The 21,160-nt window shown below is 62.0% G+C and carries 19 protein-coding genes and 2 pseudogenes; 19 read left to right on the top strand and 2 right to left on the bottom strand.

Annotated features, from left to right (window positions below):
• The first annotated feature begins 100 nt into the window (after window positions 1-100).
• From Q9451_RS12660 to Q9451_RS12570, 19 genes and pseudogenes are all read left to right on the top strand, one after another.
• On the top strand, window positions 101-865 hold the full coding sequence (locus tag Q9451_RS12660) for a PFL_4669 family integrating conjugative element protein (protein ID WP_016488053.1): 765 nt from the start codon (window positions 101-103) through the stop codon (window positions 863-865).
• Complete coding sequence (locus tag Q9451_RS12655) at window positions 862-1,356, top strand: DUF3158 family protein (RefSeq protein WP_016488054.1); 495 nt, start codon at window positions 862-864, stop codon at window positions 1,354-1,356. Before Q9451_RS12660 ends, Q9451_RS12655 begins: the two co-directional genes overlap by 4 nt.
• A gap of 5 nt (window positions 1,357-1,361) precedes the next feature.
• Entirely contained in the window at window positions 1,362-1,790 is a 429-nt protein-coding gene (locus tag Q9451_RS12650; protein ID WP_016488055.1) for a single-stranded DNA-binding protein, read from the top strand.
• 459 nt (window positions 1,791-2,249) lie between these two features.
• Window positions 2,250-2,594, top strand: a complete 345-nt coding sequence (locus tag Q9451_RS12645; protein WP_024717424.1) for a helix-turn-helix transcriptional regulator — start codon at window positions 2,250-2,252, stop codon at window positions 2,592-2,594.
• 110 nt (window positions 2,595-2,704) lie between these two features.
• Window positions 2,705-4,672 carry a DNA topoisomerase III gene (locus tag Q9451_RS12640; protein WP_016488058.1) on the top strand — a complete coding sequence of 656 codons (1,968 nt, stop codon included), beginning with the start codon at window positions 2,705-2,707 and terminating at the stop codon, window positions 4,670-4,672.
• Between the two features lie 744 nt (window positions 4,673-5,416).
• On the top strand, window positions 5,417-5,956 hold the full coding sequence (locus Q9451_RS12635) for an STY4534 family ICE replication protein (protein ID WP_016488059.1): 540 nt from the start codon (window positions 5,417-5,419) through the stop codon (window positions 5,954-5,956).
• 67 nt (window positions 5,957-6,023) lie between these two features.
• A complete protein-coding gene (locus Q9451_RS12630) occupies window positions 6,024-6,281 on the top strand; it encodes a hypothetical protein (RefSeq protein WP_016488060.1) in 258 nt (85 codons plus the stop codon).
• Window positions 6,282-6,343: 62 nt separating this feature from the next.
• Window positions 6,344-6,837: pseudogene (locus tag Q9451_RS12625) on the top strand (JAB domain-containing protein).
• 60 nt (window positions 6,838-6,897) lie between these two features.
• On the top strand, window positions 6,898-7,614 hold the full coding sequence (locus Q9451_RS12620) for a hypothetical protein (RefSeq protein WP_016488061.1): 717 nt from the start codon (window positions 6,898-6,900) through the stop codon (window positions 7,612-7,614).
• 258 nt (window positions 7,615-7,872) lie between these two features.
• Window positions 7,873-8,262, top strand: coding sequence for a PilL N-terminal domain-containing protein (locus Q9451_RS12615; protein ID WP_102082271.1), 390 nt, complete (start codon window positions 7,873-7,875; stop codon window positions 8,260-8,262).
• A complete protein-coding gene (locus Q9451_RS12610) occupies window positions 8,259-8,927 on the top strand; it encodes a hypothetical protein (RefSeq protein ID WP_016488063.1) in 669 nt (222 codons plus the stop codon). The genes Q9451_RS12615 and Q9451_RS12610 overlap by 4 nt, the downstream gene beginning before the upstream one ends.
• 10 nt (window positions 8,928-8,937) lie before the next feature.
• Window positions 8,938-9,654 (top strand): TIGR03759 family integrating conjugative element protein, encoded by a 717-nt coding sequence (locus tag Q9451_RS12605; protein WP_016488064.1) that lies wholly within the window; start codon window positions 8,938-8,940, stop codon window positions 9,652-9,654.
• On the top strand, window positions 9,636-10,190 hold the full coding sequence (locus tag Q9451_RS12600) for a lytic transglycosylase (protein ID WP_016488065.1): 555 nt from the start codon (window positions 9,636-9,638) through the stop codon (window positions 10,188-10,190). Before Q9451_RS12605 ends, Q9451_RS12600 begins: the two co-directional genes overlap by 19 nt.
• Window positions 10,187-10,648, top strand: a complete 462-nt coding sequence (locus tag Q9451_RS12595; protein ID WP_345960937.1) for an integrating conjugative element protein — start codon at window positions 10,187-10,189, stop codon at window positions 10,646-10,648. Before Q9451_RS12600 ends, Q9451_RS12595 begins: the two co-directional genes overlap by 4 nt.
• 9 nt (window positions 10,649-10,657) lie before the next feature.
• Window positions 10,658-12,784 carry a type IV conjugative transfer system coupling protein TraD gene (gene traD, locus Q9451_RS12590; protein ID WP_016488067.1) on the top strand — a complete coding sequence of 709 codons (2,127 nt, stop codon included), beginning with the start codon at window positions 10,658-10,660 and terminating at the stop codon, window positions 12,782-12,784.
• Window positions 12,785-12,819: 35 nt separating this feature from the next.
• A complete protein-coding gene (locus tag Q9451_RS12585; RefSeq protein WP_024717422.1) occupies window positions 12,820-13,548 on the top strand; it encodes a TIGR03747 family integrating conjugative element membrane protein in 729 nt (242 codons plus the stop codon).
• Window positions 13,549-14,299: 751 nt separating this feature from the next.
• Window positions 14,300-14,803 carry a sigma-70 family RNA polymerase sigma factor gene (locus tag Q9451_RS12580; RefSeq protein WP_016488069.1) on the top strand — a complete coding sequence of 168 codons (504 nt, stop codon included), beginning with the start codon at window positions 14,300-14,302 and terminating at the stop codon, window positions 14,801-14,803.
• 13 nt (window positions 14,804-14,816) lie between these two features.
• A complete protein-coding gene (locus Q9451_RS12575; protein ID WP_016488070.1) occupies window positions 14,817-15,785 on the top strand; it encodes a FecR domain-containing protein in 969 nt (322 codons plus the stop codon).
• 84 nt (window positions 15,786-15,869) lie between these two features.
• Complete coding sequence (locus tag Q9451_RS12570) at window positions 15,870-18,323, top strand: TonB-dependent siderophore receptor (protein WP_016488071.1); 2,454 nt, start codon at window positions 15,870-15,872, stop codon at window positions 18,321-18,323.
• A 247-nt stretch (window positions 18,324-18,570) separates the two neighbouring features.
• On the opposite strand, the pseudogene Q9451_RS12565 reads toward Q9451_RS12570, so the two are convergent.
• Together Q9451_RS12565 and Q9451_RS12560 are read right to left on the bottom strand one after the other, a co-directional pair.
• A pseudogene (locus tag Q9451_RS12565) lies at window positions 18,571-19,848 on the bottom strand (DUF2254 domain-containing protein).
• Between the two features lie 76 nt (window positions 19,849-19,924).
• A complete protein-coding gene (locus tag Q9451_RS12560; protein ID WP_016488074.1) occupies window positions 19,925-21,037 on the bottom strand; it encodes a mechanosensitive ion channel family protein in 1,113 nt (370 codons plus the stop codon).
• Window positions 21,038-21,160 lie beyond the last annotated feature (123 nt).

Below are 21,160 nucleotides of genomic sequence, written 5' to 3'. Positions count from 1 at the left end.
CACCGCCTGAAATTACGAGCGGACCACCTTCATGTTGATTCGCGTCGAACCGCACTAATCGGCCCATCGTCGGCGTCATTCCGACGGCGAGGTACTGGCGATGACCGATCACTACCAGCTCAACCTGGGCTCCCTGCGCAGCAGCATCACCCTCACCTTGCATACCCATCATGCGGCGCGGCTGTGGCAAGGCCGCATGGGCCGCGAAGGGGTACACGCGATCATGGGCATGCCCGGTTACATCGGCGTCACCAACCTGCTCAAGCACGCCAGCAGCCAGGATGACCCCTTCGCCGACTGGTTCATGCTGCAACTGGAGGACAAGCTGCTGCAGGCCAAGGCCGAACTGCGTGCGCTGACCAAGCAGGTCAGTCGGGTGGAGCGCGCCCTGCCCACCCAAGTCGACATCGGCGACAACCTCAATATCCATCCCGTCACCCTCCCCCTGTTCATCGGCAGCCAGCTTGGCTTTCTCGCGGTCTACCTGCTGACCGACTACGACGCCCTGGTGCGCCGCGTTCTGCTCGCCCACCACACCGCCTTAATCGGCCGCCCCGACATGGAAACCTGGATCGATCGCGGCGCCCACGAGCTGCGCAGCCTGTTCGGTCTGGCCCAGCGCTACCGGCTGGCAGGGGTCAGTCGGGATGACATGGCCGCCAACAACGCCCGCGCCCGTGAAGCGATCGACAAGTTCGGCACGCCACCAAGCAAGATCCTCGAGGGCAGCCACCGCTCCCAATTCGCCCCGCCCATCACGCGGGGTACCTCAGAACCGCTACCCGCTGGGTCGGATCAACACGACCAACCTGAGGTCGAAGCTCTCCCTGAGCCAGAAGAACCGGCCGAAGGAGGTGAGGCATGACCTTGGCCGACGCGATTGCCCGGCGTTTGTCAGCAGATGTCTATCGTGAGTTCGCACAAGGTGCCTCCCTAAAAGGCCTTTTAAAGCCTTTTAAGGGTAAGGGGGAGCTGCAGCAGTTCGCCGAGACGATCCTGCGCCTGCGCACCCAGGTCGCCGAGTTGATGGCAGTGATGCTGGCGATCATGGCGCAGCCCCCGTTCTCGTTGCTGGAACTGCGACTGGTCGTGCAGCACAGCGCGACCGGCACCGACTTCCTGCGCTGGCGCAGCCCGGACTTTCAGCGCATGGGCGTGCAGGTGTGGCAGGAGGCGGTGGTTCATCCGCATCTGCACCCTGAACTGCGGCAGGCGTTGTATCAGCTGGAGACCAACCGGGTGGTGCTGAACCTGCAGATGAGCAGCCTGCAGTCACTGTATCGCCAGGCTGTCGCCGGTGCCGGCAAGCTCGAGGCCGCCGAACTCGCCCTGACCCGTTCCCCCACCGAGGAGTGACCCGCATGAGTACGTTGTTTGTAGGTGAAGGCAACATCGGCAGTGTGCCGGAGTTTCAGGAGTTCAACTCCAACCCGGATGAACCACGACGCCTGCTGCGGCTGAACGTCTATTTCGACAACCCGGTACCGCGCGAGGGTGGCTACGAGGATCGCGGCGGCTACTGGGCGCCCGTCGAGCTTTGGCACCGCGATGCCGAGCATTGGAGCACGCTGTACCAGAAAGGCATGCGCGTCCTGGTCGAAGGCCGCACGGTCAAGGAGGAGTGGGAAGACAGCGAGGACAACGCGCGGGTGACCTTCAAGGTCGAGGCCCGGCGCATTGGTATCCTGCCGCATCGCCTGGCCTCGGTCTCGATGCGTGAGAAAGCTCAAGACACTCCCAGCGCCACGCGTAAAGGCGGTGGCAAGAAAGCCCCGCGCAAGGCCGGGTGATCCGTGGAACTCAGTGGAATCACTGCGCCCTGCGCGATACCGCAGGGGCTGCGCCGCCCAACCGGCGAGCAGTACTGGCCCCTCTAGCGCGTTCTATTGGGTCGGGGTTTACCCCGCCGTTCACTCTCCAGCAACTGCTTCACCTCCGTCAGGCACTGATCCAGGGCAAGGAATGCCCGCCAGTGCGCCGGACTCTCCTGAACCCAGGCAATCAAGTGCGCGCGCGCCTCCCCATTCTCCGGTTCCAGTTGCGTGGCCATGAACAGCTCGTAGGCCTTGATCGCTAACTTGTCTGCCTCACTCTGGTGGGATCCGTGCAAGTTGAAGCCTCCGTGTGGACGGGCGGGTCCTGCAGTTATTTTTCGTGATACGCCTCATAGGGTTGCCAGTCAACTCTCTGAGCCGCTCATATCCTTGGGTGGGTAGTCAACCATATGGATCGAATTGGAGAGCGCCCCGTTGCCCGTCAAAGAGCCTAGCCCACATCACATTGGCCGCCAGTTGGCGAAGTACCGTCGCGACCGTGGTTTGACCCAGGAGCAGGTCGGCGAACACCTGCGCATTACCGGCGAGGCCGTCTCGCGTCTGGAGCGTGGCCTGGTGGAGCTGTCCGTGACGAAGTTGCTGCAGTTGGCTGACCTGTATGGCTGCCCCGTCGATGAGCTGCTGCTGGCCATCAGTCCTCGCCCCCAGGACCAGGGCCAGCAGATCACCGCGATCATCAAGGAGCTGGGCGATGCCGATAAACAGTTCGCCCTGGAGTTTCTGCAAACGCTGGCCACTCATCTTGCGCAACGCAAGTAAGGTTTTAGCCCTGCGCTGAAACGTCGAACCGATCCCTCCGTTTTCGGCTTTACCCTGGCGCTTCACGGCCACACCCCCACCCTGTCGGAAACCACCGAGAGGGCCCGCATATGCGCCTGTTCATCTGCGAGAAACCGTCCCAAGCCCGTGACATCGCCCGAGTACTGCAGGCCAGCTGGCGCGGCGATGGCTACCTGCAGGGCCAGAACGTCACCGTCACCTGGTGCATCGGCCATCTGCTAGAAACCGCGCCCCCTGAGTCCTATGGTGATTACAAACGCTGGTCGTTGGACGACCTGCCGATCATCCCCGATCACTGGCAGTTGGTGGTCAAGCCCAAGGTCGCCAGCCAACTGAAGGTGATCGACCAACTGCTGCAAAGGTGCGCTGAGGTGGTCATCGCCACCGATGCTGACCGCGAGGGCGAGATGATCGCCCGGGAGATCCTCGAGCGCTGTCAGTATCAGGGGCCGGTCCTGCGTCTGTGGCTGTCCGCCCTGGATGAAGCCTCGATCCGCCGGGCCTTGGCCGCCTTGCGTCCGGGCGAACAGACCCTGCCGCTGTACCACTGTGCACTGGCCCGCTCCCGTGCCGACTGGCTGGTGGGCATCAACCTAAGCCGGCTGTTCACCCTGCTCGGCCGCCGCGCCGGCTTTGATGGTGTGCTGCCGGTTGGCCGCGTCCAGACCCCGACGTTGCGCCTGGTAGTCGAACGCGACCGGGCCATCGCGAGCTTTGTGCCGCACCCCTTCTGGAACGTCGACGCCCAGTTGGTGGCAGACGGTGTTAGTTTCAAAGCCAGCTGGCAACCTCCGGCTTCGGTCTGCGACGATGAGGGCCGCTGCCTTGATGAAGCGGCCGCCAGGCAAGCTGCACTGCGCCTGAGCCAACACGGAACGGCCCGTATTGGCACCATCGAGGTGGAACACGTCCGCGAAGGGCCGCCACTGCCGTTTGATCTCGGCACCCTGCAAGAAGTCTGCTCGGCCAAGCTCGGGCTCGGCGCCCAGGAAACGCTGGGGATCGCCCAAGCCCTCTACGAAACCCACAAGGCCACGACCTACCCGCGCACCGATTGCGGCTACCTGCCCGAGAGCATGCTGGATGAGGTGCCCCGCATACTGCATGCCCTGGTGGCTCCCAGCCCTGCGCTCGGTCAGGTCATCAAAGCGCTGGATCCGTGTCGCCGCTCGCGCGCCTGGAACAGCAGCAAGATCACCGCGCACCACGGGATCATTCCGACCGCCATCAAGCTCGACCTCACTCAGCTGTCTGAGCGCGAGCAGGCAGTTTACGCGCTGATCCGCGCCCGCTACCTCGCTCAGTTCCTTCCTGAGCATGAGTACCTGAAAACCCAGGTGTTGCTGCACAGCCAGGCCGACCAGCTACTGGCCCGGGGCAAGCAGATCCTGGTGCGCGGTTGGAAAGCGGTGATCAACGAAACCCACGGCAATGAGCCCGGCGAGCAGACTCAACGGCTACCCACACTTCGAGAATCCGTTTCGGTGGCGCTGACTGACGCCGCCGCCATTATCCAACGCACACACCCCCCCAAGGCCTACACCGAGGGCACGCTGGTCAAGGCGATGAAAACCATCGCCAACCAGGTGGCCGATCTGCGGCTCAAGCAGACGCTCAGGGAGAGCTGCGGCCTCGGCACCGAAGCCACCCGCGCGGCCATCATTCAGGGGCTGATCGACCACGGTTATCTGACCAAGAAGAAACGCAGCCTGGCCGCCTCAGCCGCGGCGCACACCCTGATCGAAGCAGTGCCAGCGGAAGTGGCCGATCCGGTGCTGACGGCGCTATGGGAGCAGGCTTTGGGCCGAATTGAGTCGGGCCAGTTGAGCGTCGAGACCTTTCTAGCCAAGCAGTCGCAGTGGCTGACCCGCTTGGTGCGCAGCAACGCCTCGCTCACCCTGCAGCCGCCCCCATCGAAGGGACCGCTCTGCCCGGTGTGTTGCAGCGGCATGCGCCAGCGCAAAGGCCGTACTGGCAGCTTCTGGTCCTGCATCCGCTACCCGGACTGCAAGGGCACCAAGCCGGTAACTAAAGCCAAGCGCCCGAAGAAGACATGACTTGACGCCGCACCGCCGCGCTGGTGTAGTGAAGTTGCCCCACGCCACTTGGCGACCCCAGACCGATTCGCTCCGGGCAGCTCGGTCAGACTCGTAGAGTTCGGAGCCATCCTTCACCGCCTTTGCGGATAACTTCTCAGCGTTCCAAGTCTCCTAGGTGGATGACCCATGCGGCTTGTGCCAGGCCTCAAGGGTCATCCGCTTCGGCGGCGATGCTCAGCTCCGGTGCCCGCCGGCGAAACACTGGGCACCTTTTGTGCGCGGATGCGTGCCAGTTGATTCCGACCTAGGCCACGACAAGGGTCGGTTGATCCCGGTGGATCGACAGCGGAGAGTTTGCGACGAACTCCGGTGTCACATCGCCGGATCAAAGGTGGTCCACTTCTTCCTAGCCTGATGACCGTCGGGCTATTTTTTCGCCGCCGAGAATCCACCGGAAGCCACTGATTGCCACCCGCCCAAACCGCCGCAAATCCCCGGTTGACGGGGGTTCTGCGGCGTTTTATAGATGAGCTGCACACCGCTGTCGTTGACAGCTCCCAGGCCGCCAGAACCTTGAAGGCTGCGCCCGCTTCGGGTGGTTCTCCCCAAGTGCGACTCGCGCTCGGCAGCTCGCACGGTCACCGACCTGTCGGTGATGAGCGCCCTCTCTACCGATCATGTGTTTGCACCCTCACCCTTGCGGAACTCACCAGCCGCCAGGGCCGGTGGTTGTCCGCGTTTCTGCTGAACAGGAGATCCACCATGGCCACCGCAAGCAATAACGCCCCCACCACCTACTTCAACCTGCACACCCAAGGCATCGGTTACCTGAACCGTGTCCGCGAAGTCCCGGTTCGCCGCGGCCAAGCGTTCATGGCCTGTGACATCGCTGCCTTGCACGGTGCCTCGGACGACGTCGAGTACACCCGCTTCGACTGCAAAGTCGCTGGCGGCGAAGCCGAACGGCTGATCCGTGAGCACCTCGAAGACGTCCGCGCTGAACGCAAGGTCCTCATCGCGTTTCGCATCGGCGACCTCTGGGTGGATCCCTTCCTGTACGAGAAAGGCGAACGCAAGGGTCAACCCGGCGCCAGCCTCAAGGGCCGCCTGATCTTCATCGAGTGGATCAAGGTCGATGGCCAGTTCAGCTACCGTGCGCCCGCCCGCACCGACGCTGCCTCTGACGCGATGGAACCTGCTGAGGCGGATGGGGACAAGGCAAACACTGACGGTGACTCCGATCAGCGCCAGCCAACTCCAACCGCCCCCCGTAACTCCACCGCAGCAGCTCAATCTGCCTGAGGCAGTTTGACCGCCAACAACAGGCGCTCTTGGGAGCGCCTGTTGTTCATTCACGTCGGAGGTTGTCATGGAAAGCTTCTGGCTCTGCGAAGACTGCCTGCAGGCGGTGGCTTACGACGACTTCAGCACCTTGTCGCTGTACTACAGCGAGGCCGAAGTTGACGAGCGAATCGCGCAGATACGTGAGGCAGTGCAAGCGTTGCTGCCGTTCAGCGCCGATTTCGATCCGGACACCGGCATCGGCATCGACTCGTTCTCCACCCGCCCCTGCGAAAGCTGCCACTCACCGTTGCACGGCACTCGCCATCGGTTCACCCGCCTGTGACCGCCTGATCTCACCCACTTGGGGCCTCCTCCCGGAGCGCTCCTGCATATGAGGCTTTGCTCATGAACACGCCATTGACCCTGGTCGAGCCCCTCGACCCCGTCCTGACCCAGCGCGCCCACGAAGATGCACTGATCAACGAAGCCCTGCAGCTGTTGGACCAACGCTACTTCCAACGCGGCGAAGTCCTCATCACGCCGGCCGACGCCGCCTCTTACCTGAAGCTGCGCTTGGCGCCTTATCACCACGAGGTGTTTGCCCTGCTGTACCTCGATTCCCAGCACCGCGTGCTGGACTTCGAGGTGTTGTTTTTCGGCAGCATCGATGGGGCTTCGGTGTATCCCGTGAAGTGGTGGTCAAGGCACTGGCACACAACGCCGCCGCAGTTATCCTCAGCCACAACCACCCTTCCGGCTCCCCCGAGCCCAGCGGCGCCGACCGCGTGCTGACGGCGCGCCTGATCGAAATCCTGGCGCTGGTCGAGGTCCGCGTTCTGGACCACATCATCGTCGGAGAAGGTCAGCCCCTCTCCCTGGCCGAATACGGCTGGATTTAACCCTCCCCCACCCGCCACCGCCTGCATGGGGTGGCGTTCTCTTTTAATTGGAGCGCCATCATGCTCACCTCAACCCCCAACCCGTTTGCCCGCGGTTTTCATGCATTTGCCTGCAAGCGCGTGGTTCAGATCCACTACGACGACCAGTGCCCGCCCTGCTATCGCCCCTTGCACACCGCCCAGCTGGAGTTGAACGACGATCACATCAACTCTCAGGCCTGCGTGTTCGATGACGATTGCGCCGTCATCACGGAAGGCCAGGATGTCTCGGGTTTCCTTCGCATGCAGTTGCCCGCGGACAGCGTGGTCAGCACCGTGCTGTACCAGGTCACCGCCAAGCAGTTGAGTGGCTCGGTGCACCTCTGCGACCTTCCCACCCGGAAAGCTGCCGAACACCTGATGCAGCAGCTGTCCTTTGCCACCGGCCAGTACAGCCGCAGCTGGGAGATCAGCACATCTCACCTACCGGCCGACGAGTACGCCTACCTTCAGCAGCTTGCCCGCTCCGAACGACCGGCGGGCTTCTTTGAATGTTTCTCATTGGTCAGCAACCGCTCCGTCGGCTGCAAGCTGTACTCCACACCCTGGCACCGCAGCGCCCACGTGGAAGGTCCCGGTTGCTCAGCGGCGGACGTCTGCATCCGCCTGTTGGATGAACAGGTACCGCCGGTGTTGATGACCCTGTTGTTGCTGGCCGGCCAGGCCGACACGCGCTTCCTGGTGTTTGACCCTGATGCAGCCCCGCTGGCAGGACTGCCAGTGTTTGCTGACGATTGACCTAAGGCGCCCTGCTGGGCGCCTTTTTATGGACTAAGCCTGATAACCCGGACGGGGAACTTCGGTTTTTCAGTGGGTGCACCTCGCGCGTGTTGCCAAGGTGTCGGCAACATCTGTCGAGACCTGCTCATGCACACGCCCGCACTTCCTTACCTTGTCCTGATGCTCGCGCTGGCGGGTTGCAACACGTCGCCTGCCATCACCCCATCGAAAGCGCCAGCCAAAGCCGTACCAGCTCCGGCCACCCCGTCCAAGCCGTTGTCAGAATCACCGGCGTGGGTCCGCCAGGACCGCTACACCCTGGTCAGCACGCGACCGACGCTGGAACAACGCCAGCCCTTATTCCAGCTCATCACCGTGCAGATTTCACCGGCGCTGCATGCGACGGTCGGTGATGCGTTGCGCCACGTGTTGCAGCGCTCGGGCTACTCGCTCTGCACCAACCGCGCCGAGGTCACGACCTTGTTCAGCCGCCCCCTGCCGGCCGTGCAGCACCAACTCGGGCCGATGGCGCTGCTGGACGCCTTGACCATCCTCGGCGGCCCGGCCTGGCGACTCATGATCGACCCGGTCGAACGCAGCGTGTGTTACGCCCTTCGCGCACCGGTGCCCGCCCCACCTCGCCCGCCCCTGGAGATCGCGCCATGAAGGTCCATCACTTTCAGGCCCTGGTGCTCGGGGCCCTGTGCCTCGGCGCCGCAGTACTCGCCGCCACGACCTACAACCACCAGCAGCAACTGGCCAGGCTCCTAGTCGCTGCGGAAAATGCGCCAGCCGATCCAGTACCGGCGCTGTGGCGGGACCTCGATGCACTCAGCGCCGACCTTGCGGCACTCCCAGCGCAAGTGAACGCGCTGGGCGAGCACCAGCGCCAGCAGGACGCGACCTTCGCGGCGTTGAGCAAACAGCTGGATGAGGTGAACGCTTCGCTCAAGTCCATTGAAGCGGTGCCGCTGGGTCCGACCAAGGCCGACCTGGCCGCGCTGGAACAGCGCATGGGCAACGCCGAAACCGCCGTCCACGCCCTCGAGGCTCGCCCGGTTGCGCCATCCACACAACCCCAGCCTGCAGCCCCCGCCAAACCGGCCGCCAAAACCCAAACCCCGACGCCGCCATTCACCTTGCTGGGTGTCGAGACCCGAGGCGACCTTCGGTTTGTCTCGGCTCAACCGGCCGGCGCGCATGCCCTGTCGACCGTCCACCTGCTGCAGCCCGGTGACAGCTTGAACGACTGGCAGCTTAAGGCCATTCGCCGGAACCAGGCCGTGTTCCAGGTGCCTGGCCTCGGCGAACGTTCGCTGCCCCTGCCATGACGAGGTGCATATGGTCCGTTTCATCAGTCTCTCGTTGCTCCTATTCCCCATCTGCCTGGTGTCGGGATCGGGATGGAGTGCCCCAGCCACGGTCGAAACGCAGCAGCAGTCCAGCGAGCAGGCCGCGCTGCAGCAAGCGCGATCTGCAGCACAGGCCAAGGCCTGGGGCCTGACCGACGACGAATGGTCCAAGTTCGAGCGCCTGCAGAGCGGTCCCCGTCAGTACTGGTCACCGCACCTCGATCCGCTGACCACCCTGGGCGTGGAAGCCGACTCGGACCAGGAGCGCCAGCGTTACGCCGAGCTGCAGGTGCGACTCGAAGCCAAACGTGCCGAGCGCGAACTGGCCTATCAAAAAGCCTACTCTGCTGCCTGGGGGCGGTTGTTCCCAGGGCTGCGGCCGGTACAGGGATTGAGCGATGCAATCCCTCCGTCGAGCAACCCGCGCTATGCGGTGTTTGTGGAAGATCCGTGTTCGACCTGTGAGGCCAGCCTCCGCCAATGGCTGAGCACGGGCGCCCACTTGGACATCTATCTGGTGGGCAGCCAGGGCGATGATGCGCGCATTCGCCAATGGGCGCGCAAGGTGGGCATTACCCCTGCCCAGGTTGGCAGCGGCCAGGTCACCCTCAATCATGACCGTGGCCGCTGGTTCGCCCTCGGCGCCAGCCGCACCTTGCCCGCGCGCTTTCAACAGGTGGAAGGGAAATGGCAGCGCGTCGATTGACCCTCGCCCTGACCCTGATGGGAGTGACGGCGGCCCAAGCAGGCGGCCTGCCTCCGCCGGCCTACCAGTTGGCCGCAGCCCAGGCCGGCATCCCGGCCTCGGTGTTGTTCGCCATTGCCCAGCAAGAGAGCGGCACACCGTTGCGTGGGCGGCTTCTGCCCTGGCCGTGGACCTTGAATGTGGCCGGTACGCCACAGCGCTTCGCCACCCGTGACCAGGCTTGCAGCGCACTCAAAGCGGCGCTCACCCGCCATGATCCCAAGCGCATCGATGTCGGCCTGGGCCAGATCAACCTGGGTTATCACCCGGAGCGCTATCCCACCGCCTGCGATGCCCTCGATCCGCGCGCCAACCTCGCCGTCACCGCCGATCTGTTGCGCGCGCACTACGCCGACGTCGGTGACTGGGTCATTGCCGCAGGCCACTATCACCGGCCTGCGGGAGGGCCCCCGGCGGCGCGCTACCGCACGCAGTTCAGCCTGCACTGGCAGCGCCTTGAAGCCGCCACGTCCAGCCGTGGAGGACCACGCTCATGATTGTCGTTCGCCGGGGCGCACTGATTTGCGGGTTGATGGGGTCGTTGGCTGCCGGGGCATGGCTTGGGCCAACGCCCCCTGTCATTGCCGCTGAGTCGGCTACGGCGGTCGAACGGCCCGATCCACGAACCCTGAACTGGGTCTTGCCGGTGCACAGCGCGCGCCTCACGCCGGGTGAGGTGCCCCGCAGAGTGCTGGATCTGCCCGGCATGGTCCCGCTGTTCCTGGTTGGGGCGGACGCCGCCTCGTTGGCGTGGCTGACGCAGCACGCGCCAGCGCTGAAGCGACTGGGCGCCAACGGCCTGGCTGTTGAAGTCGTTGATGCCGCAGCGCTGCAGCGTATCCAGGCGGTAGCGCCTGGTTTGGCCATCTGGCCGGTGAGTGGCGACGACATCGCCGAGCGGCTGGAACTGGAGCACTACCCGGTACTGATCACTCCGACCGGCATGGTACAGTGAGGTAGTGCCATGGGCGATCATGCGATGGAATCCCTGCTGCGCCCGGCAGTGGAGCTGTACACCGTAGGCATCTGTGCCGGTGCCGGCGCGCTGTGCCTGCATTCACCCTGGGCGGTGGCGCTGTCGCCGGAAGTTGGCGCCGGCATGGCCCTGGCCTATACCGCCTTCGGCCTCAAGCGCCTCAATGAGGCCCGCATTGTTTTGCGTTATCGACGCAACATCCGCCGCCTACCCCGCTACTCGCTGACCAGCCGACAGATCCCTATCAGCAGCAAGCGCCTGTTCATGGGCCGTGGTTTTCGCTGGAGCCGCCTGCACACCCAGCGTTTGCTCGAAGCGCAGGATCCCGCGCTGGCCCGCTACGTCAACCAGTCGGCCGCCTACCAGTGGGCCCGCCGCCTGGAGCATCTCCTGGAAAAAGCACCGCCAGGGCTCTCCATCTTGCCTTGGATAACCGCCTGGGACAGCCCACTCAACCCGGTACGACCACTGCCGCCCGTGGGTGGCTCCCCGCTGCTGCACGGCGTCGAGCCCAACGAACAGGAAGCCTCCTTGCCTTTGGGCGAGCGCGTGGGCCATACCCTGGTCCTGGGCACTACCCGGGTCGGCAAGACGCGCCTGGCCGAGGTCTACATCACCCAGGACATCCACCGGCCGAGCCAGGAAGTGGTGATCGTCTTCGACCCCAAAGGCGATGCCGACCTGCTCAAGCGCATGTACGTGGAAGCGCGACGCGCCGGCCGTGAGCACGAGTTCTACGTCTTCCATTTGGGCTGGCCGGAGATTTCCGCACGCTACAACGCCATCGGCCGTTTCGGTCGCATCTCGGAAGTCGCCACTCGGATTGCCGGCCAACTCAGCGGCGAAGGCAACTCGGCGGCGTTTCGCGAGTTCGCCTGGCGCTTCGTGAATATCATCGCCCGGGCGCTGATCGAGCTCGGCCGGCGCCCCGACTACCTGCAGATCCAGCGCCATGTGGTGAACATCGACGCGCTGTTCATTGAATATGCCCAGCACTTCTTCGCCCGCCATGACCCGCAGGCGTGGGAGACCATTGTGGATCTCGAAGCTCGGCTCAACGAGAAGAACGTGCCGCGGCACATGATTGGCCGCGAGAAACGCGTGGTCGCCATCGAGCAGTACCTGACTGCCAAGCGCCTTTTCGATCCAGTGATGGATGGCCTGCGCTCGGCGGTGCGCTACGACCGCACCTACTTCGACAAGATCGTCGCTTCGCTGCTGCCGCTGCTGGAAAAGCTCACCAGCGGCAAGACGGCGCAGTTGCTGGCCCCCAACTATGCCGACCTCGACGATCCACGGCCAATCTTCGACTGGCTGCAGGTCATCCGTAAACGCGGCATCGTCTACGTCGGCCTGGATGCACTGTCCGATGCCGAGGTCGCTGCCGCGGTCGGCAACTCGATGTTTGCCGACCTGGTCTCCGTGGCCGGGCATATCTACAAACACGGCATCGACCATGGCCTGCCGAGCTCCTCCAGAGCGGCCGAAAAGGTGCCCATCAACCTGCACGCCGACGAGTTCAACGAGCTGATGGGCGACGAGTTCATTCCGCTGATCAACAAGGGCGGTGGTGCCGGTATCCAGGTTACCGCGTACACCCAGACCTTGAGCGACATCGAGGCACGCATCGGCAGCCGGGCCAAAGCTGGCCAGGTGATCGGTAACTTCAACACCCTGCAGATACTCCGCGTGCGGGAAACCGCGACTGCCGAACTCCTGACCAATCAACTGCCCAGGGTCAATGTGCAGACGCGTACGCTGGTCTCCGGCGCTACCGACACGGCCGATCCCGATGCCCGTACCGACTTCACGTCGTCCTCGCAGGACCGGGTCACCACCACGGCCGTGCCGCTGATCGAACCCGCGCACATCATCGCCCTACCCAAGGGCCAGATGTTCTCGTTCCAAGAAGGCGGGCAGCTGTGGAAGGTTCGGATACCGCTGCCCAAACCCGCCAGCGACGACGCGATGCCAGCAGATCTGCAAGCGCTGGCTGCGCGCATGCGCGAGTCCTACAACGCCAATGCAGGGAGTTGGTGGAGCAGTGCCGGTGGCGCACCGACGGTCGATTTTGATCCAGAGATGCCACCACCCGGGCGTAAATACTCCTCGTGATCACCTGGCAGCCCACGACCACCTGGGAGCCTTCCATGCCTACTGCCCCAACCAACCCGACTCAAACACAACGACGACCGAGTCTGATCCTCGGCACGCTTGAGCTGTGCCTGCGATTGCTCGGCCTGCTGCTTGCTTCCCTGCTGTTCTCCATCCTGCTGGAGTTCGTAGGCATGCTATGGTTTTGGCCCGACCAAGGCTGGCATCACAGCCATGCCATGTGGCTCAGTGAACTTGGCTGGCTCAGCAGCCACTTTAGGAGCTCGCTCCTGGTGCAAGAGCCAGCACAAGCGGCCACGAAAATCCTCGAACGCCTAAACGATTGGGTTGTAGTCCGCTCAGGCTGGGCACAATCCGACATCCAGCTGAAATTGCTCAGTCGCGAGTCGTCGCTGCAAGGACAACTTGCTCAGGCGTATGTCGCTGGCCAGGATTACCTGCTGGCGGCTCTATTCACAGTTTTCACGTTCGTGGTGCGCTTGACTGTGCTCACTCTCGCAACGCCCCTTTTCTTACTCGCGGTAGTCACCGGACTGGTTGACGGGTTGATGCGTCGCGACCTCCGCAAGTTCGGGGCGGACAGGGAAAGCAGCTTCGTCTATCACCGAGCCAAGCGAACATTGCTGCCGTTGATGGTCAGCCCTTGGGTAATCTATCTATCGCTCCCTTGGTCGCTGAGCCCCAATTGGGTATTACTTCCATGTTCTGCGTTGCTGGGTTTTATGGTGGCCCTCACCGTTAGCACGTTCAAAAAATATCTTTGAATGCGAGCAATCGAAATCGCGCAGACACCCATACCACCGTTCTTATCATAACCCCTACGGCCAAAGAGCTCGCGGTACCATTGATAGCCGGGACTGGATATTAAACGACCTCACTACAACATCGAAGATCCTGTACGCAAAGTGGGGATCGTTCTTCAGGACTAAAGCTCTCTCTGCTCAGCTTTGCGCGTGCAGCCTCTGCAAGAGCTTTGGTCGGATAGGTTGGAACCAGTCTTATTTTTCTTAATTGTCATAAATATCGAAGCCGACCGAAATAGTTGCAGTATAACGCCAAACTGCTGAAAGAGCTTGCCCACTCTTTATTGGCATTGCGACAAACAATAACAAATTTGTTTGCATGCTCTGCACCTCTTCAGGCAGATAACTAAGTATTAGCCTGAGGATGGACAAGCGTCCATTCCTCGACTCAAGTCACTGACACGAAGACTCTCTACTGCAGATTATCTTCCTACTGAAATATCACTGCCGTTACAGGGTGGTTAATTATCCACACAATCTATTTAGAAATAGTTCTCACATCTCAGCTCTCATTAATTTGATCTGTAAGCCGACATCCCTCTACAAATTAAAGACTTACCCCCAAGCCTATGAGCTTGACTTTACATGTCATAACTGATGCTGCCATCAGGCTTCTGGCATCGCCGCCGTGGAAGGGAGAAGCCAGCCAATCGGTAGAAATTATCAGTTGCCTATGATAATAATTATATTTTCAAGCTAGTGCTCATTCATCATGTCAACGACTGACGGTGCTACCTCAACGGAATTTCACACCCTATATGTCAATCACCATGGTTGGTTGCAAGGGTGGCTGAGACGCAAGCTGGGCTGCTGCGCCAGCGCCGCAGACCTTACGCAGGACACGTTCGTACGCCTGCTGGCCAAGCATGAACCGATACAGATTCGCGATTCGCGCGCCGTTTTGGTGACCGTTGCGCGCAGCGTCTTAAGCAACCACTTCCGCCGGCAGAAGCTGGAGCGCGCCTACCTTGAAGTGCTTGCCAGCGTCCCTGAGCAATTGATGCCTTCGCTGGAAGAGCAGGCGATCCTGTTGCAGACCTTGCAGGAACTCGACCGTCTGATGGACGGGCTGGAAGTCCCGGTGCGTCAGGCCTTCCTCTGGTCCCAGCTTGACGGCATGGCGCATGCCGAGATTGCCGAGCGGCTCGGCGTATCGGTAACCACCGTCAAGCGCTACATCATCAAGGCCGGTGTGCAATGTTGCTTCGCCGAATGAGCAGGTGCCAGCCATGACCGCCAGAATCGCCCCGGCCATCGCTGAGCAGGCCGTGGAGTGGATGATCGAACTGCAGGCACCGTCGGTCTCGGCCGGTACGGTCGAGCAGTGGCAGCGTTGGTTGCATCAGCACCCTGAACACGCCCGTGCCTGGCAGCGCGTCGAGTCGTTTGCCGAGCGGCTGTCGGGTCTGGCCAATCATGCCCCCATCGCGCATGCCGCGCTGACCGCCACGCCCACGAGCAACCTGGACCGGCGCAGCGCACTCAAGGTACTGGTGCTCGCGGTGGCCAGCGGAACGCTGGCGTGGAATGGTCGTAATACTGCGCTGTGGCAGAACCTGAACGCTGACTATCACAGCGGTGTAGGCGAGCAGCGCAATGTCGTGTTGGCCGATGGCAGCCAGTTGCTGCTCAACACCGATAGCGCGGTCGACGTCAGATTTGACCAGGCCGGGCGCGATTTGCGGCTGCTGCGTGGTGAAATTCAAGTGAACGTGGTCGCGGCTCCTGCGCTGCGACCGTTCCGGGCGCAGACCGGGCAGGGCTGGGTTGAAGCTGCACAGGGGCGTTTTCTGCTGCGTCAGGAGTCGGGCTACAGCCGACTCGCGGTACGCGATGGCGTCGTCAGGTTGTACCCCGAACGCCTGGCCGGCATCAGCGTGCAGGCCGGGCAACAGCTAATGTTCACGCGCGACCAGGTCGGTCCGTTGCGCACGCTGAGCGAGGCTGACAGGGCCTGGACCGACGGCATGCTGATGGCCAGTGACATGCCGTTGGAGCAGTTCCTCCAGGAGCTTGGGCGTTATCGTCGTGGCCATCTGGGCTGCGCCCGCAGTCTTGCCGGCGTGCGCGTCGCGGGCACTTACCCGCTGGCCGACACGGACCGGATTCTGCAGACACTTGGGGTTTCGCTGGGTGCCGAGGTTCGCCGTTTCACCCCTTACTGGGTGACGCTGGAGCCGAAAAACATCCAGGTTTGAAAATAAATCGCGAAAAGGGTGGTCTGTTTGCCGCACTCGCGAGACTCCACCAGAAAGACCTCGATCATTCTTGTGGAGCACGGCATGAATCACCCCCTTCGCCTTCGGGCGCTGACCTTCGCCATGGCCAGCAGCCTGGTCCCCTCGCTTGCTGGTGTCGGCTTGCTGTCGGGTGCCGGTATCGTCAGTGCGGCGTCTACCAACCGCAGCTACGACATACCCGCTGGCACCTTGCGCGATGTGCTCAATCGCTTTGGTCACGAAAGCAAACTGCTGCTGTCGTACCCTGCCGATCAGGTGGCGGGCCTGCACAGCCAAGGCCTTCGCGGTGACTACAGTGTCGAGGCCGGTCTGGCCGTGCTGCTTTCGGGTACTGGCTTGACGGCGATAGCGCTGCCCAATGGCAGCTACACCCTGCAGCACCAAGCAGGCGTGGAGGGCGGTATGACGCTTCCGGTCTCGACCATCAGCGGCCGCGCCGAGCAGAGTATTACCGGCCCCATCGACGGTATCGTCGCCAACCGCTCCTCGGTCGGCACCAAGACCAATGCCGCCATCAGTGAAGTGCCGCAGTCGATCTCGGTGATCACCCGCGACGAGATGAACAAGCGCGGCGTGCAGGACTTCAACAGCGCCGTCGCCTACACCCCGGGCATTCGCGCGATCGATTACGTGGGCGGACAGGGCGCGCCGGATATCTACATGCGCGGTTTCCGTTCGTTCAACCTGTTCGGGGTGTACAGGGACGGCCTGCGCAGCGGCTTCAACCAGTACGACACCGACTTCGAAACCTACGGCCTGGAACGCATCGATGTGATCAAGGGCCCGGCGTCGGTGCTGTACGGCCAAATGGCGCCTGGCGGCATGGTCAACCTGACCAGCAAGCGGCCCACCGACGAAGCCATTCACGAAATCCAGGTTCAGGGCGGCAGCTTCGATCGCCAGCAGACGGCGCTGGATCTCGGTGGTCGACTGGATGACGAGGGCAAATTCAGCTATCGCCTGGTGGCGCTCAAGCGTGACAGCGGTACCCAGGTCGATCATTCGCCGGACGACCGTACCTATATCGCTCCGTCGCTGACCTGGAAGCCTGACGAGGACACCAGCGTCACGCTCCTGGCCAGCTACCTGAAGACCCGCAAGGGTGGCGCCGAACAGAGCTTCCCGGTGAACGGTACGCTGACCAACACGCCCTTCGGCCACATCCCGTCGAGTACTTACCTGGGCGATCCGCACGTGAGCAAGAACGAGGTGGGGAACACCTCGCTCGGCTACCTCTTCGAGCGCCAGCTGAACGACGACTGGAAATTCACCCAGAACGCCCGCTACATGAAGGTCGACGTCGACTACATCAGCAACGGTGCTCGCAACAGCGGCCAACTGGGTGCCGACGGCCGGACTTACACCTTCGGCTACCAGAAACGCCCGAAGAAAACCGATACGTTCCTGCTCGACAATAACCTGGGCGGCCACTTCGACACCGGCGCCATTGGCCACGATGTGCTGGTGGGCTTCGACTACGGCCATTATTCGGGCCGTGAATCGCGCCGGGGCGTTGCCGCCAACCAGACCGTCGATATCTTCGACCCGGTCTACAATGCCAGCCCGACCTGGAACAGCACGTTGCAGACTGACGGCAAGAGCGTCGTGTCGCAAAAAGGCCTGTACGCCCAGGACATGCTCAGCCTGAACCAGTGGCGCCTGACCTTGGGCGGGCGCAAGGACTGGGTCGAGGGGCGCGAGTACAGCTACCTGAACGACACCCGCAGCGTACAGAAGGACCACAAGTTCACCGGTCGCGTGGGCCTGGCCTATCTGTTCGACAACGGCATCACCCCCTACGCCAGCTACAGCACCTCCTTCCAGCCGACCTCGGGTACGGCTCAGGATGGCAGCTACTTCAAGCCCACCGAGGGGGAGCAGTACGAAGTCGGTATCAAGTACGAGCCGCCTGGCTACAACAGCTTCATCACCCTCTCGGCTTATGACTTGACCCAGAAGAATGTCACCACCACCGACCCGACCAACCCCAGCTTTCAGGTGCAGACCGGCGAGCAGCGCTCGCGTGGCATCGAACTCGAAGGCAAGGCCGAGCTGAGCCGCGGCCTGGACCTGATCGCTTCGTACGCCTACGTCGACGCCGAGGTGACCAAGGCCAATCCCGTGGGCACTGGCGCCGCCGCCTACAGCCTTGAGGGCAACGTGCCGATCTCGGTGCCCCGCAACACCGCCTCGCTGTGGCTTGACTACACCGTGCAGGCCGGCCCGCTGGAGGGGCTGGGCATGGGTGTCGGGCAGCGTTATGTCGGGTCCTCGTACAACGCCAAGAACACTGTCAAAGTCCCTCATTACACCCTCACCGACGCCAGCGTGCGCTATGACCTGGCGCACCTGAGAGAGGACCTTCAAGGGGTTTCGGTGGACCTGAGCGCAAGCAACCTGTTCGACAAGCGCTATTTCACCCCGGGGTTCTATGAGCAAACCGTATTCTACGGGAACCGCCGTACAGTGATTGGCAGCCTGACTTTCCGGTGGTGACCTGAAATGCAACAGGGTTAAAAGTTGCCCCGAGATGGAAACGGATATGGAGAGCTAGCTTGCCAGTACCGGGCGCAGCCAACGTTGACTGCGCCATGTAAGATACACCGTGCGTTAAACACCAATATGGATGCACGGGAAGGCCGCCGAGGCTAATACTCGACACAAGCCGTGTTGCAGATGCGGGACGAGCTTCTCATCAGGAAGAAAGCTGTAACCCGTCCAGTCGAGCCTACACATTTCAAGGCTAACACTTGGCATGAAACGGCTCAGCCAGTTTGACCAACTGCGCATTTTCCGCCTCAAGCACGAGCGCGGCATGGGCAAGAAAGAGCAGCCGCTCTGCATGCCTGCTCGCACTGCCTTCAAACAGCCGTGGATTGATTTGAGCCAGGCTCAACAACGCCTTGAGCAGTCGTATATTCACCTCCTGCAGCGCCGCCCCGTCTCGAGCGATCGGCCCGAAGAAATCATCGAACAAATCCTCGACCACAATACCGTGCAGATAAACTTGGGCACAGTCTCCATGAGACGGAGCCAGCGCCTGAGGCCGCCCCCAGTGCGACAAGCACCTGACACCTCGACCGATGACATCGATCGCAGTGCCGGGGTCATTGACTGCAGGCGACAACGCTCTGGAAGCGATCTCGGACAGCACTGACAGGCCGAAGCGCGGGTCATGCTCGAACGTCCGACGGGTGCCCACCGTAATGGCTGCATGTACGTCAAGCTCGAAGGCCGCCACCCCTCGTACGTCCTGGCCGGGTTGCGCCACGACGGTCGCAAGCGGTGCTCCTGGGTAGACGAATGTGCCAGGCAACACATCCATATAGATCATAACGTTGTGCCGCTGGGTGATGGCTGCCAAAGCCTCCACATCAATGTGCTGAACGTAACCGGTTCGATGACTGACCAAACGCTGGGCAGCAGGAGGGAAAACCATGCCTGGCGGGTATGCAGAGCCCCCCAGGTAAGGCCATTTGGCCCGATGCTAGATAGCCTCTATCGCAGCCCTCTCGACGCGGTCGATAGTCTCACCTACACGCCCGAGCCTGGAGAGGTGATCGATCCAGCGCAGCAAGGTATAAACGATCAGGATGACAACTGCGATGGTTACCGCGAACAGCAAGACACGCCCTTGATCACCATAGACGCCCGTACTTAAAGCAATCAGCCCGACCAGGCTGAACAGGAACGAGCCGATAAACGTGGCAAGCGCATTGTGCGTGGTCGTATCCTCCATCACCAGCGTCGTGGCACGAGGCGTTACCCCCGTGCTGGCCGCACCATATGCCGCCACCATGGTACTCAAGGAAAAGATGGTGACCGCCAACATGCTGGAGGCAATGATGCCGAGGATCTTGTCAACAGCGTCCGCGCCTATCCGAGCGGGCAAGGACGCAGGAATGAAGTCTTTTAACACCACCGCAATCAAGGCTGTCGCCACGCCGAGCAGCGAAAACAAAGTCGCCCGGAACCATAGTCGCTTAGTGACTCGAACAGCGATCCAACGCCAGCGCGCCATCATCCGTAGGCCCGCCTGGCAGCCCACGCCGTCAGCGCGCTCAGTTTCCCGCCCCCACCGTCATTGAATCTGCCCATCAACCTCGCCCATAACCGTGGCTACCACGCTGCTGCACCGGCGTATCGGCCTGCTCTGGTAAAGCCGTGACCTTGATGGAGCGCACCGGCAACGCGAACCTGGCGCCAATTCGGGAAAAACACTCAAGCAGCCGGAAATTGATAGCCTGCTGAATATCCATATACAGGTTGTAGCCAGGATCCTGAACGATGTAAACGCATTCGAACTCCAACGCCTCCTTTCCAAAGCCACGCAGGTGGGCACGATCGAAGCGTACCTGGTCCTGAGACTTGATGATCTCTTCCACGATGACGGGCGCTTTTTTCACAGCCTCAGTGGGGGTGTCGTAGGACAGGCCGAATTCGAAGACGATGCGCCGCTCCTGAAGACGCTTGTAGTTCTGTATGGTGCTGCTGATCATGCTCGCATTGGCCATGACGATCTGCTCACCCCCCAGGCTGCGAATACGGGTCGTTTTCAGCCCCACGTGCTCAACTGTCCCCGCCAATGGCCCAATCACGATGAAGTCTCCCACCTCGAACGGCTTATCGACGGCGATTGACAGCGAAGCGAAAAGATCGCCGAGAATATTCTGTACTGCCAGTGCTACAGCGATGCCGCCCACCCCCAAGCTGGCAACGAAGGCGGTAATGTTCACGCCCAGGTTGGACAACATCGCCAGCACGACTACCGACCACAACAGTACGCGTGCCCCCCAAGCCGACAAGGTCGCTAGTGCACTGCCTTGATAGAGCCCCTGCCCGCCATGGCGCGAGAAATAATGGACCAGCCCCAGGGCAATGGCGCGATTGAGCCACAAGCCAATCTGCAGTGCGGCGACCACAAACCACAAACTGCTGACCCTGGTCAGCCATCGTTCTGGCAAATCGAGCATCCCCAGCCCCACCAGCAACGAAGCCAGCAGCAACAGGAGGTTGCTGGTACCTGCCAGAACCTTTACCAATACCTGACCGACGCTCCCAACAGCGCTGACCCGGCGTTGCATGAAGCCGATTGCAGCCCGTGACACCGTGAATGTGATTGCAGCAACACCTAGCGCCAGCAACAGGTTGAGCACCGATATGCCGAAAACCGTATTGCCTGTGATCAAATCAATGATGCGCTCGTACATGAGTGAAAGCCTCCTGATTTCGTCGAATGAGCGGGATCTGTTCTGTCTCTGACGGCAAGCTGGCCTCAGAGGTCGATCGGATCTTCCCGCTAGCGCGCTGGCCTGTCTCTTTCTCCCGCGCCG

The sequence above is a fragment of the Pseudomonas sp. NY8896 genome (assembly GCF_039634505.1).
Note: the sequence above shows the minus strand (reverse complement) of the source record. Positions and strands in the feature narration are given on the sequence as shown.